General features: G+C 60.4%; 14 protein-coding genes. 6 read left to right on the top strand and 8 right to left on the bottom strand.

Annotated features, from left to right (window positions below; all coding sequences use genetic code 11):
• Nucleotides 1-3: 3 nt before the first annotated feature.
• Entirely contained in the window at nt 4-1,014 is a 1,011-nt protein-coding gene (locus CRP40_RS12750; RefSeq protein ID WP_023532920.1) for a class 1 fructose-bisphosphatase, read from the bottom strand.
• Nucleotides 1,015-1,256: 242 nt separating this feature from the next.
• Complete coding sequence (locus CRP40_RS12745) at nt 1,257-3,707, bottom strand: glycogen/starch/alpha-glucan phosphorylase (protein ID WP_027914070.1); 2,451 nt, start codon at nt 3,705-3,707, stop codon at nt 1,257-1,259.
• 185 nt (nt 3,708-3,892) lie between these two features.
• On the opposite strand from CRP40_RS12745, the gene CRP40_RS12740 reads away from it, so the two are divergent.
• Nucleotides 3,893-4,297: a YkgJ family cysteine cluster protein gene (locus CRP40_RS12740; RefSeq protein ID WP_016712459.1), complete on the top strand. Its 405-nt coding sequence runs from the start codon at nt 3,893-3,895 to the stop codon at nt 4,295-4,297.
• A 141-nt stretch (nt 4,298-4,438) separates the two neighbouring features.
• On the opposite strand, the gene typA is transcribed toward CRP40_RS12740, so the two are convergent.
• Nucleotides 4,439-6,259 (bottom strand): translational GTPase TypA, encoded by a 1,821-nt coding sequence (gene typA / locus CRP40_RS12735; RefSeq protein ID WP_023532979.1) that lies wholly within the window; start codon nt 6,257-6,259, stop codon nt 4,439-4,441.
• Between the two features lie 126 nt (nt 6,260-6,385).
• Nucleotides 6,386-7,840, bottom strand: coding sequence for a tRNA uracil 4-sulfurtransferase ThiI (gene thiI, locus CRP40_RS12730; protein ID WP_027914071.1), 1,455 nt, complete (start codon nt 7,838-7,840; stop codon nt 6,386-6,388).
• Nucleotides 7,841-8,309: 469 nt separating this feature from the next.
• Between thiI and glnA the strand changes: the two genes are divergently transcribed.
• The 4 genes from glnA to ntrC all read left to right on the top strand — a co-directional run bounded on the left by glnA (nt 8,310) and on the right by ntrC (nt 13,191).
• Entirely contained in the window at nt 8,310-9,716 is a 1,407-nt protein-coding gene (glnA, locus tag CRP40_RS12725) for a type I glutamate--ammonia ligase (RefSeq protein WP_023532915.1), read from the top strand.
• A gap of 153 nt (nt 9,717-9,869) precedes the next feature.
• The gene (locus CRP40_RS12720; protein WP_027914072.1) at nt 9,870-10,412 is read left to right on the top strand and encodes a chorismate mutase; all 543 of its coding nucleotides are present in this window, start codon (nt 9,870-9,872) and stop codon (nt 10,410-10,412) included.
• Between the two features lie 254 nt (nt 10,413-10,666).
• Nucleotides 10,667-11,752, top strand: coding sequence for a nitrogen regulation protein NR(II) (gene glnL / locus CRP40_RS12715; RefSeq protein WP_027914073.1), 1,086 nt, complete (start codon nt 10,667-10,669; stop codon nt 11,750-11,752).
• On the top strand, nt 11,749-13,191 hold the full coding sequence (gene ntrC, locus CRP40_RS12710) for a nitrogen regulation protein NR(I) (RefSeq protein WP_027914074.1): 1,443 nt from the start codon (nt 11,749-11,751) through the stop codon (nt 13,189-13,191). The genes glnL and ntrC overlap by 4 nt, the downstream gene beginning before the upstream one ends.
• A gap of 295 nt (nt 13,192-13,486) precedes the next feature.
• On the opposite strand, the gene CRP40_RS12705 is transcribed toward ntrC, so the two are convergent.
• Nucleotides 13,487-13,924 (bottom strand): hypothetical protein, encoded by a 438-nt coding sequence (locus tag CRP40_RS12705; RefSeq protein WP_027914075.1) that lies wholly within the window; start codon nt 13,922-13,924, stop codon nt 13,487-13,489.
• Between CRP40_RS12705 and trmL the strand changes: the two genes are divergently transcribed.
• The gene (gene trmL / locus CRP40_RS12700; RefSeq protein WP_027914076.1) at nt 13,923-14,384 is read left to right on the top strand and encodes a tRNA (uridine(34)/cytosine(34)/5-carboxymethylaminomethyluridine(34)-2'-O)-methyltransferase TrmL; all 462 of its coding nucleotides are present in this window, start codon (nt 13,923-13,925) and stop codon (nt 14,382-14,384) included. The genes CRP40_RS12705 and trmL overlap by 2 nt on opposite strands.
• A gap of 105 nt (nt 14,385-14,489) precedes the next feature.
• On the opposite strand, the gene secB is transcribed toward trmL, so the two are convergent.
• The 3 genes from secB to CRP40_RS12685 are packed head-to-tail and all read right to left on the bottom strand — an operon-like array spanning nt 14,490 to nt 15,686.
• Nucleotides 14,490-14,975, bottom strand: coding sequence for a protein-export chaperone SecB (gene secB, locus CRP40_RS12695; RefSeq protein WP_023532907.1), 486 nt, complete (start codon nt 14,973-14,975; stop codon nt 14,490-14,492).
• A gap of 41 nt (nt 14,976-15,016) precedes the next feature.
• Nucleotides 15,017-15,271, bottom strand: a complete 255-nt coding sequence (gene grxC / locus CRP40_RS12690) for a glutaredoxin 3 (RefSeq protein WP_027914077.1) — start codon at nt 15,269-15,271, stop codon at nt 15,017-15,019.
• A 1-nt stretch (nt 15,272) separates the two neighbouring features.
• Nucleotides 15,273-15,686, bottom strand: coding sequence for a rhodanese-like domain-containing protein (locus CRP40_RS12685; protein WP_023532978.1), 414 nt, complete (start codon nt 15,684-15,686; stop codon nt 15,273-15,275).
• Nucleotides 15,687-15,754 lie beyond the last annotated feature (68 nt).

The following is a 15,754-nucleotide window of genomic DNA, read 5'->3' as shown; positions in this document are numbered from 1 at the left end:
GACTTACTCCTTGTGGTAGGCGGTGACGCGCTCAACCTCTTCCTTCGAGCCCAGGATCACCGACACACGCTGGTGCAGGCTCTCTGGCTGAATGTCGAGGATGCGGTCGTAGCCGTTGGTGGACGCGCCACCGGCCTGTTCGATGATGAACGACATCGGGTTGGCTTCGTACATCAGGCGCAGCTTGCCCGGCTTGCTCGGCTCACGGGCATCACGCGGGTACATGAACAGGCCGCCACGGGTGAGGATACGGTGTACGTCGGCCACCATCGAGGCGATCCAACGCATGTTGTAGTTCTTTTTCAGCGGGCCGGTCTCGCCTGCCAGCAGCTCGCCCACGTAGCGCTGTACCGGGGCTTCCCAGTGACGCTGGTTGGACATGTTGATGGCGAATTCGGCGGTGGTTTCCGGAATGCTGATGTTCTCGTGGGTCAGCACGAAGCTACCCAGTTCGCGGTCCAGGGTGAAGCCCTTGACGCCGTTGCCCAGGGTCAGAATCAGCATGGTCTGCGGGCCATAGATGGCGTAGCCGGCCGCAACCTGCTCGGTGCCCGGCTGCAGGAAGGCATTTTCGTTCAGGGTTTCGTTCTGGCTCAGGTACTCGTTAGGGCAACGCAGTACCGAGAAGATGGTACCGACCGACACGTTGACGTCGATGTTGGAGGAGCCGTCGAGCGGGTCGAAGACCAGCAGGTAGGCACCTTTGGGGTAGCGACCCGGAATCTGGTAGGCGTTGTCCATTTCCTCGGACGCCATGCCGGCCAGGTGACCGCCCCATTCGTTGGCTTCGAGCAGGATGTCGTTGGAGATGACGTCCAGCTTCTTCTGGACTTCGCCCTGGACGTTTTCGGTGCCCATGCTGCCCAGCACACCGCCAAGGGCGCCCTTGGACACGTGATGGCTGATTTCCTTGCACGCACGCGCCACCACTTCGATCAGGAAGCGCAGATCGGCAGGGGTATTGTTGCTGCGGGTCTGCTCAATCAGATAGCGACTCAGGGTAACGCGGGACATGTATGGCTCCAACAGGATTGGGGATGGAAAACCCACGCAGTTTACAGGGAGAGCGGCGGGCTAGCGAGCGATGAGACTCGCCACGGCTGTCAGACGGCACAATGGATCGGGAGTTCAGCGCTCGCCAGGCCGACGGTCGGCACAGGGCTGCCCGGCCCCATGCTGGCGCCGGGCGGACTGTGATCGCTGCTGCTGGCAACGTCGACGAGCCAGGTGGCGGTGCCCACCTGGCCTGCCCTGTGTCAGTCCAGCGCCTTCCAGATCTCGGTCGCGTACTCGCGGATGGTCCTGTCCGACGAGAACCAGCCCATGCGTGCCGTGTTCAGCACTGCCATGCGCCACCACTGCTGCGGCTTGTGCCACAGGTCTTCCACCCGCTGCTGAGCGTCCCAGTAGGCATCGAAATCAGCACAGACCATGAAGCGGTCGTAGCCAATCAGGCCATCGATCAGACCGGTGTAACGCGAAGGGTCGTCCGAGGAAAACACACCGCTGCGGATGGCCTGCAACACGTCGTTCAAGCGCCCGGAGGCCGCGATGGCAGCCGAGGCGCCGAAATCGCCGGCGCGCTTGCGCGCTTCCACTTGCTGCGCCGTCAAGCCGAAGATGAACATGTTGTCGGGGCCGACCTGCTCGCTCATCTCCACGTTCGCGCCATCGAGGGTGCCGATGGTCAGGGCGCCATTGAGGCCGAACTTCATGTTGCTGGTACCCGAGGCCTCGTAGCCGGCCGTGGATATCTGCTCGGAAAGGTCCGCCGCCGGGATGATGCTTTCGGCCAGGCTTACGTTGTAATTGGGCAGGAATACGACCTTGAGCAGGCCGCGCACGGTGGGATCGTTGTTGACCACCCGGGCGATGTCGTTGGTCAGCTTGATGATGAGTTTGGCCTGATGGTAGCTGGCCGCTGCCTTGCCCGCGAAGATCTTGACCCGGGGTACCCAGTGCGTACCCGGGTCGTGGCGAATAGCCTGGTACAACGCTACGGTGTGCAGCAGGTTGAGCAGTTGCCGCTTGTACTCGTGGATGCGCTTGACCTGCACGTCGAACATCGCTTCCGGGTTCACCGTAACGCCCACGCGATCCTGGATGATGCTCGCCAATGCACGCTTGCTGTGCAGCCGCTGCGCTGCGAACTGCTTGCAGAAACTGGCTTTGTCGGCGAACGGAACCAGCCCGGTCAGCAGGCGCTCAGGGTCGTCCAGCAGCTCGGGGCCCAATGCCTCCACCAGCATGCCGGTCAGTTGGGGGTTGGACTGATAGAGCCAGCGGCGGAAGGTGATGCCGTTGGTCTTGTTGTTGATCCGCTGGGGGTACAGCTTGTGCAGCTCGGAAAAGACCGTGCTCTTCATCAACTGGCTGTGCAGCGCCGATACGCCATTGACGCTGTGTGAGCCAAGGAACGCCAGGTTGCCCATGCGCACCCGCCGGCCGTTGTCTTCTTCGATCAAGGACACGGCACGCAGCAGGTCGAAATCATGCATGCCTTTGGCACGCAACGAATCGATATGGTAGGCGTTGATCAGGTAGATGATCTGCATGTGCCTGGGCAGCATGCGCTCCATCAGGGCCACCGGCCAGGTTTCCAGGGCCTCGGGCAGCAAGGTGTGGTTGGTGTAGGCCAAGGTGCCCACAGTCACTTCCCAGGCGGTGTCCCAGGGGATTTGATGTTCGTCGACCAGCAACCGCATCAGCTCGGCCACGGCGATGGAGGGGTGGGTGTCGTTGAGCTGGATAGCCGCCGCATCGGGCAGGTTGAGCAAGTTGTCGTGCATGTTCAGGTGCCGACGCAGCAGGTCTTGCAGCGATGCTGACACGAAGAAGTACTCCTGGCGCAGGCGCAGCTCCTGGCCAGCCTCGGTACTGTCGGCCGGGTACAGTACGCGGGAGATGCTTTCGGCGCGCGCTACCTCGGCAACGGCGCCCAGGTGGTCCCCTGCATTGAAGCGCTCCAGGTGCAGTTCCTCCAGCGCCCGTGCACGCCACAGGCGCAAGGTATTGACGCTGGAGCCTCTCCAGCCAACGACCGGCGTGTCGTACGCCACCGCCCGGACGGTTTCGCTGGGAGACCACACCTGGCGCTGGTTGCCATGCGTGTCGCTGACCGTTTCGACGCTGCCACCAAAACTGATGGGGTAGATGACTTCGGCCCGCTCGAATTCCCATGGGTTGCCGAAATCCAGCCAGTTTTCCGTCTGTTCCTGCTGCCAACCGTCCACCATGGCCTGCCGGAACAGCCCGTGCTCGTAGCGGATACCGTAACCATGCGCGGCAATGCCCAGCGTTGACATGCTTTCCATGAAGCACGCTGCCAACCGGCCCAAACCGCCGTTGCCCAGCGCCGCGTCGGGCTCAAGCAAGCGAATGCGCTCCAGGTCCACGTCCAGGCCATCCAGCGCGTCGCGCGCGATGTCCAGCAAGCCCAGGTTGCTCAGGCTGTCATACAGCAGCCGACCGATCAGGAACTCCAGGGAGAGGTAATACACCCGCTTCTGACTGCGTCGGTAGGATTGCCGGGTATGGTCCATCCAGTGATCGACCATATGGTCGCGCGCAGCCAGGGCGATGGCTTCGAACCAGTCATGGTCGAAAGCATGCTCCGGGTCCTTGCCGACGGCATAGGTAAGTTTATCCAGCACTGCAGCGCGAAAATCCGCGACTTCAGCGTCACGCGCTTTGGGTTCCTGGGACATGCGTCATCCTCGGGGCAAATGGACAAGAGCAGAAAGCAAATGTTGAGCCTAGACGCTTCGACCGGCCGCAATCACCAGTGTTCGAGTATTTGCGTGGCCGCATGCAACCGGTCATAAAATTGTTCATAAATTGAGCAATTCCGGTATCATCGCGCGCCCTATACCGTGATCCGCCTCATAAAACGATGAAAACGACCCTGATCGCCGCTGCCGAAGTCGACCGCCTGGAGACTTGGCAGCGCTATGCCAGCCACATGTGCGGCGGCTGCCATTCAACTTGCTGCACCTTGCCGGTGGAGGTCAAGATCAAGGACCTGATCCGCATCGGCGTGGTGGATGAATTCGAAAAAGACGAGCCGCCTAAAAACGTGGCCAAGCGTTTGCAGAAAGAAGGCATCATCGAGCGCTTCAACCAGAAGTCGGGCATCTTCACCCTGACGCGCATGAGCAACGACGATTGCATGTACCTGGATCGTAAGAGCCGCCTGTGCACCATTTATGACAAGCGCCCCGACACCTGCCGCAACCATCCGAAGGTCGGGCCACGGCCGGGGTATTGTGCGTACAAGCCGAAGGTGGTTGGGCGCTAAGACCCAATAGGGGTCGATAACCTGTCGGTATTTGCATACCGCTGGAGCCTAGCTGGCCACCGACAGGACAACGAGTCGCCAGACAAACAAAAACGCCCCCAGCCTTTCGACGGGGGGCGTTTTCATTCAGCCTGAGCTAACTCAGTTCTTGGCTTTCTTGGCAGCGCGGGTACGCTCGCCTTCGTCCAGGATCTTTTTGCGCAGACGGATCGACTTCGGCGTGACTTCGCACAGCTCGTCGTCCTGGATGAATTCCAGGGCCTGTTCCAGGGTGTGACGCACTGGCGGTACCAGGGCGATGACTTCGTCTTTGCCCGAAGCACGCATGTTGTCGAGCTTCTTGCCTTTGGTCGGGTTCACACCCAGGTCGTTGTCGCGGCTGTTCAGGCCGATGATCTGACCACCGTAGATTTCCTGACCGTGCTCGACGAACAGCTTGCCGCGCGCTTGCAGGGTTTCCAGGGAGTAGGTCAGGGCCTTGCCGGTTTCGACCGACACCAGTACACCGTTCAGACGGCCGGACATCTGGCCCGACTTCATGGTGTCGTAGCGATCGAAGATCGAGGTCAGGATGCCTGCACCGTTGGTCAGGGTCAGGAACTGGTTACGGAAGCCGATCAGGCCACGGGCCGGGATGTTGTACTCAAGGCGCACACGGCCCTTGCCATCCGGAACCATGTTGGTCAGGTCGCCCTTACGCAGGCCCATCTCTTCCATGACCTTGCCCTGGGATTCTTCAGGGATGTCGATGGTGACGTTTTCGAACGGCTCTTGCTTGACGCCGTCGACTTCACGAATGATCACTTCCGGACGGCCCACGGCCATCTCGAAGCCTTCGCGACGCATGGTTTCGATCAGCACCGACAGGTGCAGCTCGCCACGGCCCGATACCTTGAACTTGTCAGGAGAATCGGTTTCCTGAACGCGCAGGGCTACGTTGTACAGCAGTTCCTTGTCCAGACGGTCCTTGATGTTCCGGCTGGTGACGAACTTGCCTTCCTTGCCGCAGAACGGCGAGTCGTTGACCTGGAAGGTCATGGACACGGTTGGCTCGTCAACGGTCAGTGGCTTCATCGCTTCGACGGCGGTTGGGTCGCACAGGGTGTCGGAGATGAACAGCTCGTCGAAACCGCTGATGCAGACGATGTCGCCAGCCTGGGCTTCTTCAACGTCGACGCGGTGCAGACCGTGGTGGCCCATCAGCTTGAGGATACGGCCGTTACGCTTCTTGCCATTGGTGTCGATGGCGACAACCGGGGTGTTCGGCTTGACGCGACCACGGGCGATGCGGCCAACGCCGATCACACCCAGGAAGCTGTTGTAGTCCAGTGCCGAGATTTGCATCTGGAACGGGCCGTCACGGTCAACCGAAGGCGCAGGTACGTTGTCGATGATCGACTGGTACAGCGGGGTCATGTCTTCGGCCATGTCGGTGTGGTCCAGGCCGGCAATGCCGTTCAGGGCCGAGGCGTAGACGACTTTGAAGTCCAGCTGCTCATCGGTGGCGCCCAGGTTGTCGAACAGATCGAAGATCTGGTCCAGAACCCAGTCAGGACGCGCGCCCGGGCGGTCGACCTTGTTGATGACCACGATTGGCTTGAGGCCAGCTTCGAAGGCCTTCTTGGTCACGAAGCGGGTCTGTGGCATCGGGCCGTCCTGGGCATCGACCAGCAGCAGCACGGAGTCAACCATCGACATCACACGCTCAACCTCGCCACCGAAGTCGGCGTGGCCGGGGGTGTCGACGATGTTGATGTGGTAGCCGTTCCAGTTGATGGCGGTGTTCTTCGCCAGAATGGTGATGCCGCGCTCTTTTTCCTGGTCGTTGGAGTCCATCACGCGCTCGTCGTTGAGCTCGTTACGCTCGAGCGTGCCCGACTGGCGCAGGAGTTTGTCTACCAGGGTGGTTTTGCCATGGTCAACGTGGGCGATGATGGCGATGTTACGCAGATTTTCGATCACAACTGTATCTCGATCAGAGGATTCGGTTGCCGCCAGTGTAGGCGGCGAATAAGTACGTTTGAGGCTCAGCGGGCCCGCAGGTCGGGAGGGCGATGGCGGATGCTGCCGCCATACAGCCCTGGCGTCTTATGCCGGACGATAAACACGCACATTGGCATGTCCCTCACTGAGCAGGTGGTGTGCGTGCAGACGGCTCATCACACCTTTGTCGCAATACAGCAAGTACTGGCGCGTGGGGTCCAGGTGCTTGAACTTGCTGTTGATGGCATAGAACGGAAGCGCCTGGACTTCGATACCGTCGATCGCCAGAGGCTCGTCCTCCTGGGCGTCGGGGTGGCGGATATCGATGACGATCTGGCCCGGCAATGCCTCGGCCACTTCTTCGATCTCGATGTCCTTGCCCAGCTCATCGATCACATGGTCGATGGAGATGAACTTGGCGCGCTCGATGGCGCGCTCGAGTACCTGCATCTCGAACTGCTTTTCTTCGTGCTCCATGCGGTGACGCTTGGCATGGGTAGTCGGGTTCACCGAAATCACGCCGCAGTATTCGGGCATGTGCTTGGCGAAATCAGCGGTACCGATGGCGTTGGCCTGGTCGATGATGTCCTGCTTGTGGGTCGCCAGCAGAGGGCGCAGCACCAGCTTGTCGGTGGCCGAGTCGATGATCGACAGGTTCGGCAGGGTCTGGCTGGATACCTGGGATATGGCTTCGCCAGTCACCAGCGCGTCGATCTCAAGGCGCTCGGCCATTCGCGCCGCGGCACGGAGCATCATGCGCTTGAGGGTGACGCCCATGTAGCTGTTGTCGACCTTGTTGAGGATCTCGCCGACCACTTCCTCGAAGGGTACGCTGATGAACAGCACGCGCTGGCTGCTGCCGTACTTCTTCCAAAGGAAGTGTGCCACTTCCATCACGCCCAGTTCGTGGGCACGTCCGCCGAGGTTGAAGAAGCAGAAGTGCGTCATCAGGCCGCGACGCATCATCTGGTAGGCGGCCACGGTAGAGTCGAACCCGCCGGACATCAGGACCAGGGTCTGCTCCAGGGCGCCCAGCGGGTAGCCGCCAATCCCTTGGTGCTGGTTGTGGATCACGAACAGGCGCTGGTTGCGGATTTCGATGCGTACCAGCACTTCCGGGTTCTTCAACGTGATGCCGGCCGCACCGCACTGCTGGCGCAGCTGGCTGCCAACGTAGCGGTCGACGTCCATCGACGTGAAGTCGTGGTGCCCACCGCGCTTGCAACGCACCGCAAAGTGCTTGCCGGCCAGCAGGTGGCCGAAGTGCTGCTTGCACTTGGCGACGATGTCGTCGAAGTCGCCCAGGGGGTACTCCTCGACCTGCAGGAAGTGGGTAATACCCGGTGTACAGGTCAGGCGCTCGACGATCTCGCGCTGAACCTTCTCGTCCTCGATGCGGGTGATTACCTCGAGGTTGTCCCAGACACCATCGACCACGAGCTCAGGATCCAGATCCTTGAGCACGTTGCGGATGTTCTTGGCGAGCTGACGGATGAAGCGCTTGCGCACCGGCCGGCTCTTGATGGTGATCTCTGGGAAGACTTTGACGATAAGTTTCATTGGTTTACAGCGCGCGCAGGGCCTGCCGAAAATGAGGGGCGCGAATTATATCGGAAATTGCTCAGGATTTGACCAACTTTTGAGCAGAAGCTTGCAGAAAAATGCAGGAAGCCAACTTGAGACACCGCACGTCGGGGCTTGAAGGCGGTATCTGCGATCTTGAGCAGACGGCCCATTGCATCCAGTCGGCCTAATACGTCGAGTACGATCCCATTCAACGCCATTCGACCCAATGCACCTTATTGGTGCGACAATTAAAAAAATCGCATCGTAAGGGTGCACATTTCTCCCTGCAGCCCCAGCCAGATGCCCACAAACGCCCCCTTCTGTCCCGACCTCGCCATTTTCGGGCACTGGCATGCAATTTGCTCCCTTGTGAGGCAGGTAAGCTTGGCCGACTATCCGCGCCCGGCAACACCCTTTTTCCAGGGCGGCGGCCAACCGTGCCCTAGACCATCCGGAGGACAACATGTCGAAGTCGGTTCAGCTCATCAAAGATCATGACGTCAAGTGGATTGATCTGCGTTTCACGGACACCAAAGGTACTCAGCACCACGTGACCATGCCGGCGCGTGATGCGTTGGACGAAGACTTCTTCGAAGTCGGCAAGATGTTCGACGGCTCCTCCATCGCTGGCTGGAAAGGCATCGAAGCCTCCGACATGATCCTGATGCCGGTAGACGAGACTGCCGTTCTGGACCCGTTCACCGAAGAGCCGACGCTGATCATTACCTGTGACATCGTCGACCCGTCGAGCATGCAGGGCTACGACCGTGACCCACGTGCGATCGCCAAGCGCGCCGAGGAATACCTCAAGAGCACTGGCATCGGTGACACCGTGTTCGCCGGCCCGGAGCCTGAGTTCTTCATCTTCGACGAAGTGAAGTTCCAGTCGGACATCTCCGGCTCGATGTTCAAGATCTTCTCCGAGCAAGGCTCGTGGATGACCGGTGCCGATATCGAAGGCGGCAACAAAGGCCACCGCCCAGGCGTCAAAGGTGGCTACTTCCCAGTACCGCCATTCGACCACGACCACGAAATCCGTACTGCCATGTGCAACGCACTGGAAGAGATGGGCCAGCTGGTCGAAGTGCACCACCATGAAGTGGCCACTGCCGGCCAGAACGAAATCGGCGTCAAGTTCAACACCCTGGTGAAGAAGGCCGACGAAGTCCAGGCCCTCAAGTACGTCGTGCACAACGTTGCCGACGCCTACGGCCGCACCGCTACCTTCATGCCGAAGCCGCTGTACGGCGACAACGGCTCGGGTATGCATGTGCACATGTCGATCTGGAAAGACGGCAAGAACACCTTCGCAGGTGAAGGCTATGCCGGCCTGTCCGACACCGCCCTGTACTTCATCGGCGGCATCATCAAGCACGGCAAGGCCCTGAACGGCTTCACCAACCCGTCGACCAACTCGTACAAGCGTCTGGTCCCAGGTTTCGAGGCACCCGTGATGCTGGCCTACTCGGCACGCAACCGTTCGGCTTCGATCCGTATCCCTTATGTCGGCAGCCCGAAAGCCCGCCGTATCGAGGCGCGTTTCCCAGACCCATCGGCTAACCCGTACCTGGCCTTCGCGGCCTTGCTGATGGCTGGCCTGGACGGCATCCAGAACAAGATCCACCCAGGCGATGCAGCCGACAAAAACCTGTATGACCTGCCGCCTGAAGAGGCCAAGGACATCCCACAGGTGTGCGGCAGCCTGAAGGAAGCCCTGGAAGAGCTGGACAAGGGCCGTGCGTTCCTGACCAAGGGCGGCGTGTTCTCCGATGATTTCATCGACGCGTTCATCGAGCTCAAGAGCGAAGAAGAAATCAAGGTCCGTACCTTCGTCCATCCGCTGGAATACGAGCTGTACTACAGCTGCTGATCTGATCGGCGCCTGGCGCCGATGACTGGATCGAAACGGCCTCCCTTGGGAGGCCGTTTGCGTTTTGGACTTCAGGCATTTCGGAAGTTACCTACCTCGGTGCGTTGCCCATCCCTCTCAGAATCAGACCTCCATCCCTAGGAGGCACCCTGTATGCGCAATCGACTGCTTTGTCTGTTTACAGCGTTCAGCTTGACTGGCTGCACTGCTGCTGCACCGCAACACCCTGCTCTTGAGCCGTTGTTAGCTACCATTGAGCAGCGCCTGGCCATTGCGCAGGCCGTTGCCTTGCACAAGTGGGACAAAGGGCAACCCGTGCAAGCCACTGAACGCGAGCAAGAGGTCCTGATGCGCGTGCAGGTGGCTGCACCTGTGTTTGGCCTGGCCCCGCACGATACCGAAGCCTTTTTTGCCGACCAGATGGAAGCCAACAAGCTTGTGCAGTACACCCTGCTGCACCAATGGCGCTTGGCAGGACAAGCGCCGCACCACCTGCGGGCGGACCTGCAAACGGTCATTCGCCCGCAGCTGGACAGGCTCGAAAGTCAATTGCTTGAACAGCTTGCGGCATTCAGGCGTCAGGACGGGCGGGCCTGTGCGAAGCGCGTGGCTAGCGCTATTGCAAGCCGGCCAAGTGCACCGCTGATGAAGCAGGGCCTGATCAGGGCAACTGGCCAGCTTTGCGATCCCTCGTAAAAGCCCTATGCTCCAAAATGGTGCAGCAATTTCCTGGTTGCACCGTTATTTATTCCAAAATGAAGCACCTGAAACGTTAATGCAGCGTCTTCTGGTGCGAATCTGGGCGAAAAGTTACAGGATCCTGTCGAATCTGCCTCTTTTCGGCGCCTTGGTTTGTTTCTTGCATTTCCAGACCAACAGCAACCACTGGATGTGTCGCGCACAGCGCGGCTCCTTTGCCAGCAAGCACCGAAAGAGGTCGACGCCGCACCATGACCATCAGTGATGCACAACACCGTCTGCTTCTGGACAACCTGACCACGGCCACGCTGCTGCTCAACGCCGAGCTGCGGCTGGAATACATGAACCCGGCCGCCGAAATGCTGCTGGCCGTCAGTGGCCAGCGCAGCCACGGGCAGTTCATCAGCGAGCTGTTCACCGAGTCCACCGAAGCGTTGAGCTCGCTGCGCCAGGCCGTGGAGCAGGCACACCCCTTTACCAAGCGTGAAGCCCAGTTGACCTCGCTGACGGGGCAGACCATCACGGTGGACTATGCCGTTACACCGATCCTGCACCTGAGCCAGACCCTGCTGCTGCTGGAGGTCCACCCACGCGATCGCCTCCTGCGCATCACCAAGGAAGAAGCCCAGCTAAGCAAGCAGGAGACCACCAAGATGCTGGTGCGCGGCTTGGCCCATGAGATCAAGAACCCCTTGGGCGGCATCCGCGGTGCAGCACAATTGCTGGCGCGTCAGTTACCCGAAGAGAGCTTGCGTGATTACACCAACGTGATCATCGAGGAAGCTGACCGCCTGCGTAACCTGGTCGATCGCATGCTGGGCTCGAACAAGCTGCCGTCGCTGGCCATGACCAACATCCATGAGGTGCTGGAGCGGGTATGCAGCCTGGTGGAGGCCGAGAGCCAGGGCTGCATCACCCTGGCGCGTGACTATGACCCTAGCCTTCCGGACGTGCTGATCGACCGCGAACAGATGATCCAGGCTGTGCTCAACATCGTGCGCAACGCCATGCAGGCCATCAGCTCGCAAAATGAGCTGCGCCTGGGCCGCATCACCTTGCGCAGCCGGGCACTGCGCCAGTTCACCATCGGTCACGTGCGCCATCGCCTGGTGGCGCGCGTCGAGATCATCGACAACGGCCCCGGCATCCCTGCCGAGCTGCAGGACACCCTTTTCTATCCCATGGTCAGTGGTCGCCCGGACGGTACCGGCCTGGGCCTGGCCATTACCCAAAACATCATCAGTCAGCACCAGGGGCTGATCGAGTGTGAAAGCCACGCAGGTCACACCGCCTTCTCTATCTATCTGCCCCTGGAACAAGGAGCCACCGCCTCATGAGCCGAAGTGAAACCGTATGGATCGTCGACGATGATCGCTCCATTCGCTGGGTCCTTGAAAAAGCCCTGCAACAGGAAGGGATGACCACCCAGAGCTTCGACAGTGCCGAGGGCGTCATGGGCCGACTGGCCCGTCAGCAGCCAGACGTGATCATTTCCGACATCCGCATGCCTGGCTCCAGTGGTCTGGAGCTGTTGGCGCAGATACGCGACCAGCACCCTCGCCTGCCGGTCATCATCATGACCGCGCACTCGGACCTGGACAGCGCCGTGGCGTCATATCAGGGCGGTGCTTTCGAGTATTTGCCCAAACCTTTCGATGTGGACGAAGCGGTTGCCCTGGTCAAGCGTGCCAACCAGCACGCCCAGGAGCAGCAAGGGTTGGAAGTTCCACAAAACCTGGCGCGAACCCCTGAAATCATCGGTGAAGCGCCGGCGATGCAAGAGGTGTTCCGCGCCATCGGCCGTCTGAGCCATTCCAACATTACCGTGCTGATCAATGGCGAGTCCGGTACGGGCAAGGAATTGGTCGCCCACGCGCTGCATCGGCACAGCCCGCGCGCAGCCGCACCCTTCATCGCCCTGAACATGGCGGCAATCCCCAAGGACCTGATGGAGTCTGAGCTGTTTGGCCATGAAAAAGGCGCTTTCACCGGCGCGGCCAACCTGCGTCGAGGGCGCTTCGAACAAGCGGACGGCGGCACGCTGTTTCTCGATGAGATCGGCGACATGCCGGCCGATACCCAGACGCGCCTGCTGCGTGTGTTGGCCGACGGCGAGTTCTATCGCGTAGGCGGCCACATTCCGGTCAAGGTCGACGTGCGCATCATTGCTGCTACCCATCAGAACCTGGAAGCGCTGGTGCAGGCCGGAAAGTTCCGCGAGGACTTGTTCCATCGCCTGAACGTCATCCGCATTCATATCCCTCGGTTGGCGGACCGCCGTGAAGACATTCCCGCCCTTGCCCGCCACTTCCTGGCCCGGGCGGCCCAAGAGCTATCGGTAGAACCCAAGGTACTCAAGCCAGAGACCGAGGAGTTCATCCGCAACCTGCCATGGCCGGGCAACGTGCGCCAGATGGAAAACACCTGCCGCTGGATCACGGTAATGGCTTCGAGCCGTGAGGTATTGATCGGCGACCTGCCACCTGAGTTGTTGAATCTGCCACAGGATGCCGCACCGGTTACCAACTGGGAGCAAGCACTGCGCCAGTGGGCGGACCAGGCACTGGCGCGCGGGCAGACCAGCCTGCTTGACAGCGCCGTTCCGAGTTTCGAGCGCATCATGATCGAGACGGCCCTCAAGCACACCGCCGGGCGGCGCCGAGATGCGGCACTGTTGCTGGGATGGGGTCGCAATACCTTGACGCGCAAGATCAAGGAACTAGGCATGAACGTAGCCGGTGGTGACGAAGAGGAAGGTGAAGACCACCAGGCGTAGACGACTGCAGAACACCTGAAAAGGGCCGCTTCGCGGCCCTTTTTCATTTAGGCGCATGGTTGCACCGTTTCTGTGCCAGACGCACCGCCCGAAGGCACAAATGGCCGCAAACACTGGCCGTTTTCCCCTTTTCACCCTGTTATAGCGGGGCTCAGAAGTTGGCACGGCACCTGCAACAGGACAAATAACATCCGTTTCGGGGGCCCTGGTACAGGCAGGCCAGGTGACCCCTCTTTTATTCGCTCACGCACACGTTTCGGGGACCTTGGTACAGGCAGGCCGGGAATCCCCTCTTTTATTCGCGCAGGTCCACCTGCACCCGCCAGCGTCCAGACACTTCTTCACTGGACCAGTGGCCCTGCAGCGTACGCGCAGCCACCACCGTCAACAGCAGGCCCTCCTGGCTGTCCTGCACCCGCCAGCTGACCGGCTTGCCACGCACGGTCAACTGCCCTCGCTGGGGGCGGCCCTTGGCCTGAAACAGCAACGCCACGGTACCTTCCACATTCTCCCCATGCAGCTTGGGTTCTGCGTTGAACCACAACACCAACCCATCTTGCGCCACGCTCACCTGCTGCAGCTCGCGCTCCACGGGCGCGGTCAGACGGCCAATCATCAAACCGATCATCACGCCCACGATTGCCAGTGAAAGCATCACCCGGGGGAAGGCTTTCGATCGCACGTCCGGTTCAGGGGTAGAATGCTCACCATCTTCATGCTTGGAGCCGTGCATGTTTCACGTCATCCTTTTTCAACCCGAAATTCCACCCAATACGGGCAACATCATTCGCCTGTGCGCCAACAGCGGGTGCGCGCTGCACTTGATCGAGCCCATCAGCTTCGAACTGGACGACAAGCGCTTGCGCCGCGCAGGCCTCGATTACCACGAGTATGCCACGCTCAAGCGCCACCCAAGCTTGGCGCACTGCCTGGAAAGCCTGGGCCAGCCAAGGCTCTTCGCCTTCACGACCAAGGGTTCGCACCCTTTCCATGAAGTGGCCTACCAGCCTGGCGACGCATTTCTGTTTGGCCCCGAAAGCCGCGGCCTGCCGACGGATGTGCTGGACAGCCTGCCCGCCGAACAACGACTGCGACTGCCCATGCGCCCCGGGTGCCGGAGCCTGAACCTGTCCAACACGGTAGCTGTGACGGTGTACGAAGCCTGGCGTCAGAACGGGTTTGCCGGTAGCTGACTAGCGTCAGGCAGCAGCGCAATGCCCTACGGGACCTGCCGGCGTGAGGCTGTACGCCAGACAAACAAAAAGCGCCCCTGAGGGCGCTTTTGGTGAAGCGGGCGATCACTGCACGGTGGGTGCTTCGCCGGCTTCCTGCATACGCTGCATTTCTTGCGCATACAGCGCGTCGAAATTGACCGGCGACAGCATCAGGGCCGGGAAAGAACCACGGGTCACCAGGCTGTCCAGGGTTTCGCGAGCATACGGGAACAGGATGTTCGGGCAGAACGCACCCAGGGTGTGGCTCATCGACTCGGCATCCAGGTTCTTGATCAGGAAGATACCCGCCTGTTGCACTTCGGCGATGAAGGCGACTTCGTCACCGTTCTTGACCGTCACCGACAGGGTCAGCACCACTTCGTGGAAGTCACCTTCCAGGGCCTTCTGCTTGGTGTTCAGGTCCAGCCCGACGCTCGGCTCCCAGGTCTGACGGAAGATCTGCGGGCTTTTCGGGGCTTCGAACGACAAGTCACGCACATAGATGCGCTGCATCGAGAACTGAGGGCTGTTGTCTTCTGCAGCAGCGCCGGTGGTCTGTTGGTCAGTCATGGCAGATCCTTATCCTAATGTTTGGGAATGCAGTGCAAAAATCAGTCGGCCAGCAGTGCGTCGAGCTTACCGGCGCCCTCCAGGGCATGCAGTTCATCGCAGCCACCGACGTGGGTGCTGCCGATCCAGATCTGCGGCACGGAGGTGCGGCCGGCCTTCTGGGTCATCTCAGCGCGAACCTGCGGCTTGCCATCGACCTTGATTTCCTGGAATGCCACACCCTTGCTTTGGAGCAGGTACTTGGCACGCATGCAGTAGGGGCAGTAGTCGCTGGAATAGACGATGACAGGCTTCATATCACTTCACCAAAGGCAGGTTGTCGGCTTTCCAGCTGGAAACGCCACCGCTGAGCTTGGCAGCGTTGTAACCAGCCTTGAGCAGGTCGCGGCACACGGTGCCGGCATGTTGACCCATCGCGTCCACCACGATCAGGGTCTTGTCCTTGTGCTTTTCGAGCTCGGTCATGCGGGTGGCCAGCTTGTCCTGGGGGATGCTGAGCGCACCGACGATGTGACCGGCAGCATATTCCTTGGCCGGGCGGATATCGATCACCAGCCCTTTGTCGGCGTTGACCAGGGCGGTGAGTTGCCCATTGCTCAGGCTCTGCCCGCCACGGCGGATTTCGTTGACCAGCAAGGCCGCCAGCAGAACGACGAAGATCGCCACCAGGAGGTAGTGGTTTGTCGCGAATTGAATCAGGTTAGCAACCATCTGGGGTGTTCCACGCGATTGAAAATGCCGGCCAGTATACACACCAGCCCGGTGCCACCAAAGCCTGA

Origin of the sequence: Pseudomonas sp. URMO17WK12:I9 (assembly GCF_900230165.1) — a bacterium.
GTDB classification, from domain to species: Bacteria; Pseudomonadota; Gammaproteobacteria; order Pseudomonadales; family Pseudomonadaceae; genus Aquipseudomonas; species Aquipseudomonas fulva.
This window is presented reverse-complemented; position numbering and strand designations above follow the sequence as displayed.

Excerpts from the sequence above, each read along its gene's own strand:
- CRP40_RS12750 (WP_023532920.1), bottom strand. The coding sequence starts at position 1,014 with ATGTCCCGCGTTACCCTGAGTCGCTATCTGATTGAGCAGACCCGCAGC.
- CRP40_RS12745 (WP_027914070.1), bottom strand. The coding sequence starts at position 3,707 with ATGTCCCAGGAACCCAAAGCGCGTGACGCTGAAGTCGCGGATTTTCGC.
- CRP40_RS12740 (WP_016712459.1), top strand. The coding sequence starts at position 3,893 with ATGAAAACGACCCTGATCGCCGCTGCCGAAGTCGACCGCCTGGAGACT.
- thiI (WP_027914071.1), bottom strand. The coding sequence starts at position 7,840 with ATGAAACTTATCGTCAAAGTCTTCCCAGAGATCACCATCAAGAGCCGG.
- glnA (WP_023532915.1), top strand. The coding sequence starts at position 8,310 with ATGTCGAAGTCGGTTCAGCTCATCAAAGATCATGACGTCAAGTGGATT.
- CRP40_RS12720 (WP_027914072.1), top strand. The coding sequence starts at position 9,870 with ATGCGCAATCGACTGCTTTGTCTGTTTACAGCGTTCAGCTTGACTGGC.
- glnL (WP_027914073.1), top strand. The coding sequence starts at position 10,667 with ATGACCATCAGTGATGCACAACACCGTCTGCTTCTGGACAACCTGACC.
- ntrC (WP_027914074.1), top strand. The coding sequence starts at position 11,749 with ATGAGCCGAAGTGAAACCGTATGGATCGTCGACGATGATCGCTCCATT.
- trmL (WP_027914076.1), top strand. The coding sequence starts at position 13,923 with ATGTTTCACGTCATCCTTTTTCAACCCGAAATTCCACCCAATACGGGC.
- CRP40_RS12705 (WP_027914075.1), bottom strand. The coding sequence starts at position 13,924 with ATGCACGGCTCCAAGCATGAAGATGGTGAGCATTCTACCCCTGAACCG.
- secB (WP_023532907.1), bottom strand. The coding sequence starts at position 14,975 with ATGACTGACCAACAGACCACCGGCGCTGCTGCAGAAGACAACAGCCCT.
- grxC (WP_027914077.1), bottom strand. The coding sequence starts at position 15,271 with ATGAAGCCTGTCATCGTCTATTCCAGCGACTACTGCCCCTACTGCATG.
- CRP40_RS12685 (WP_023532978.1), bottom strand. The coding sequence starts at position 15,686 with ATGGTTGCTAACCTGATTCAATTCGCGACAAACCACTACCTCCTGGTG.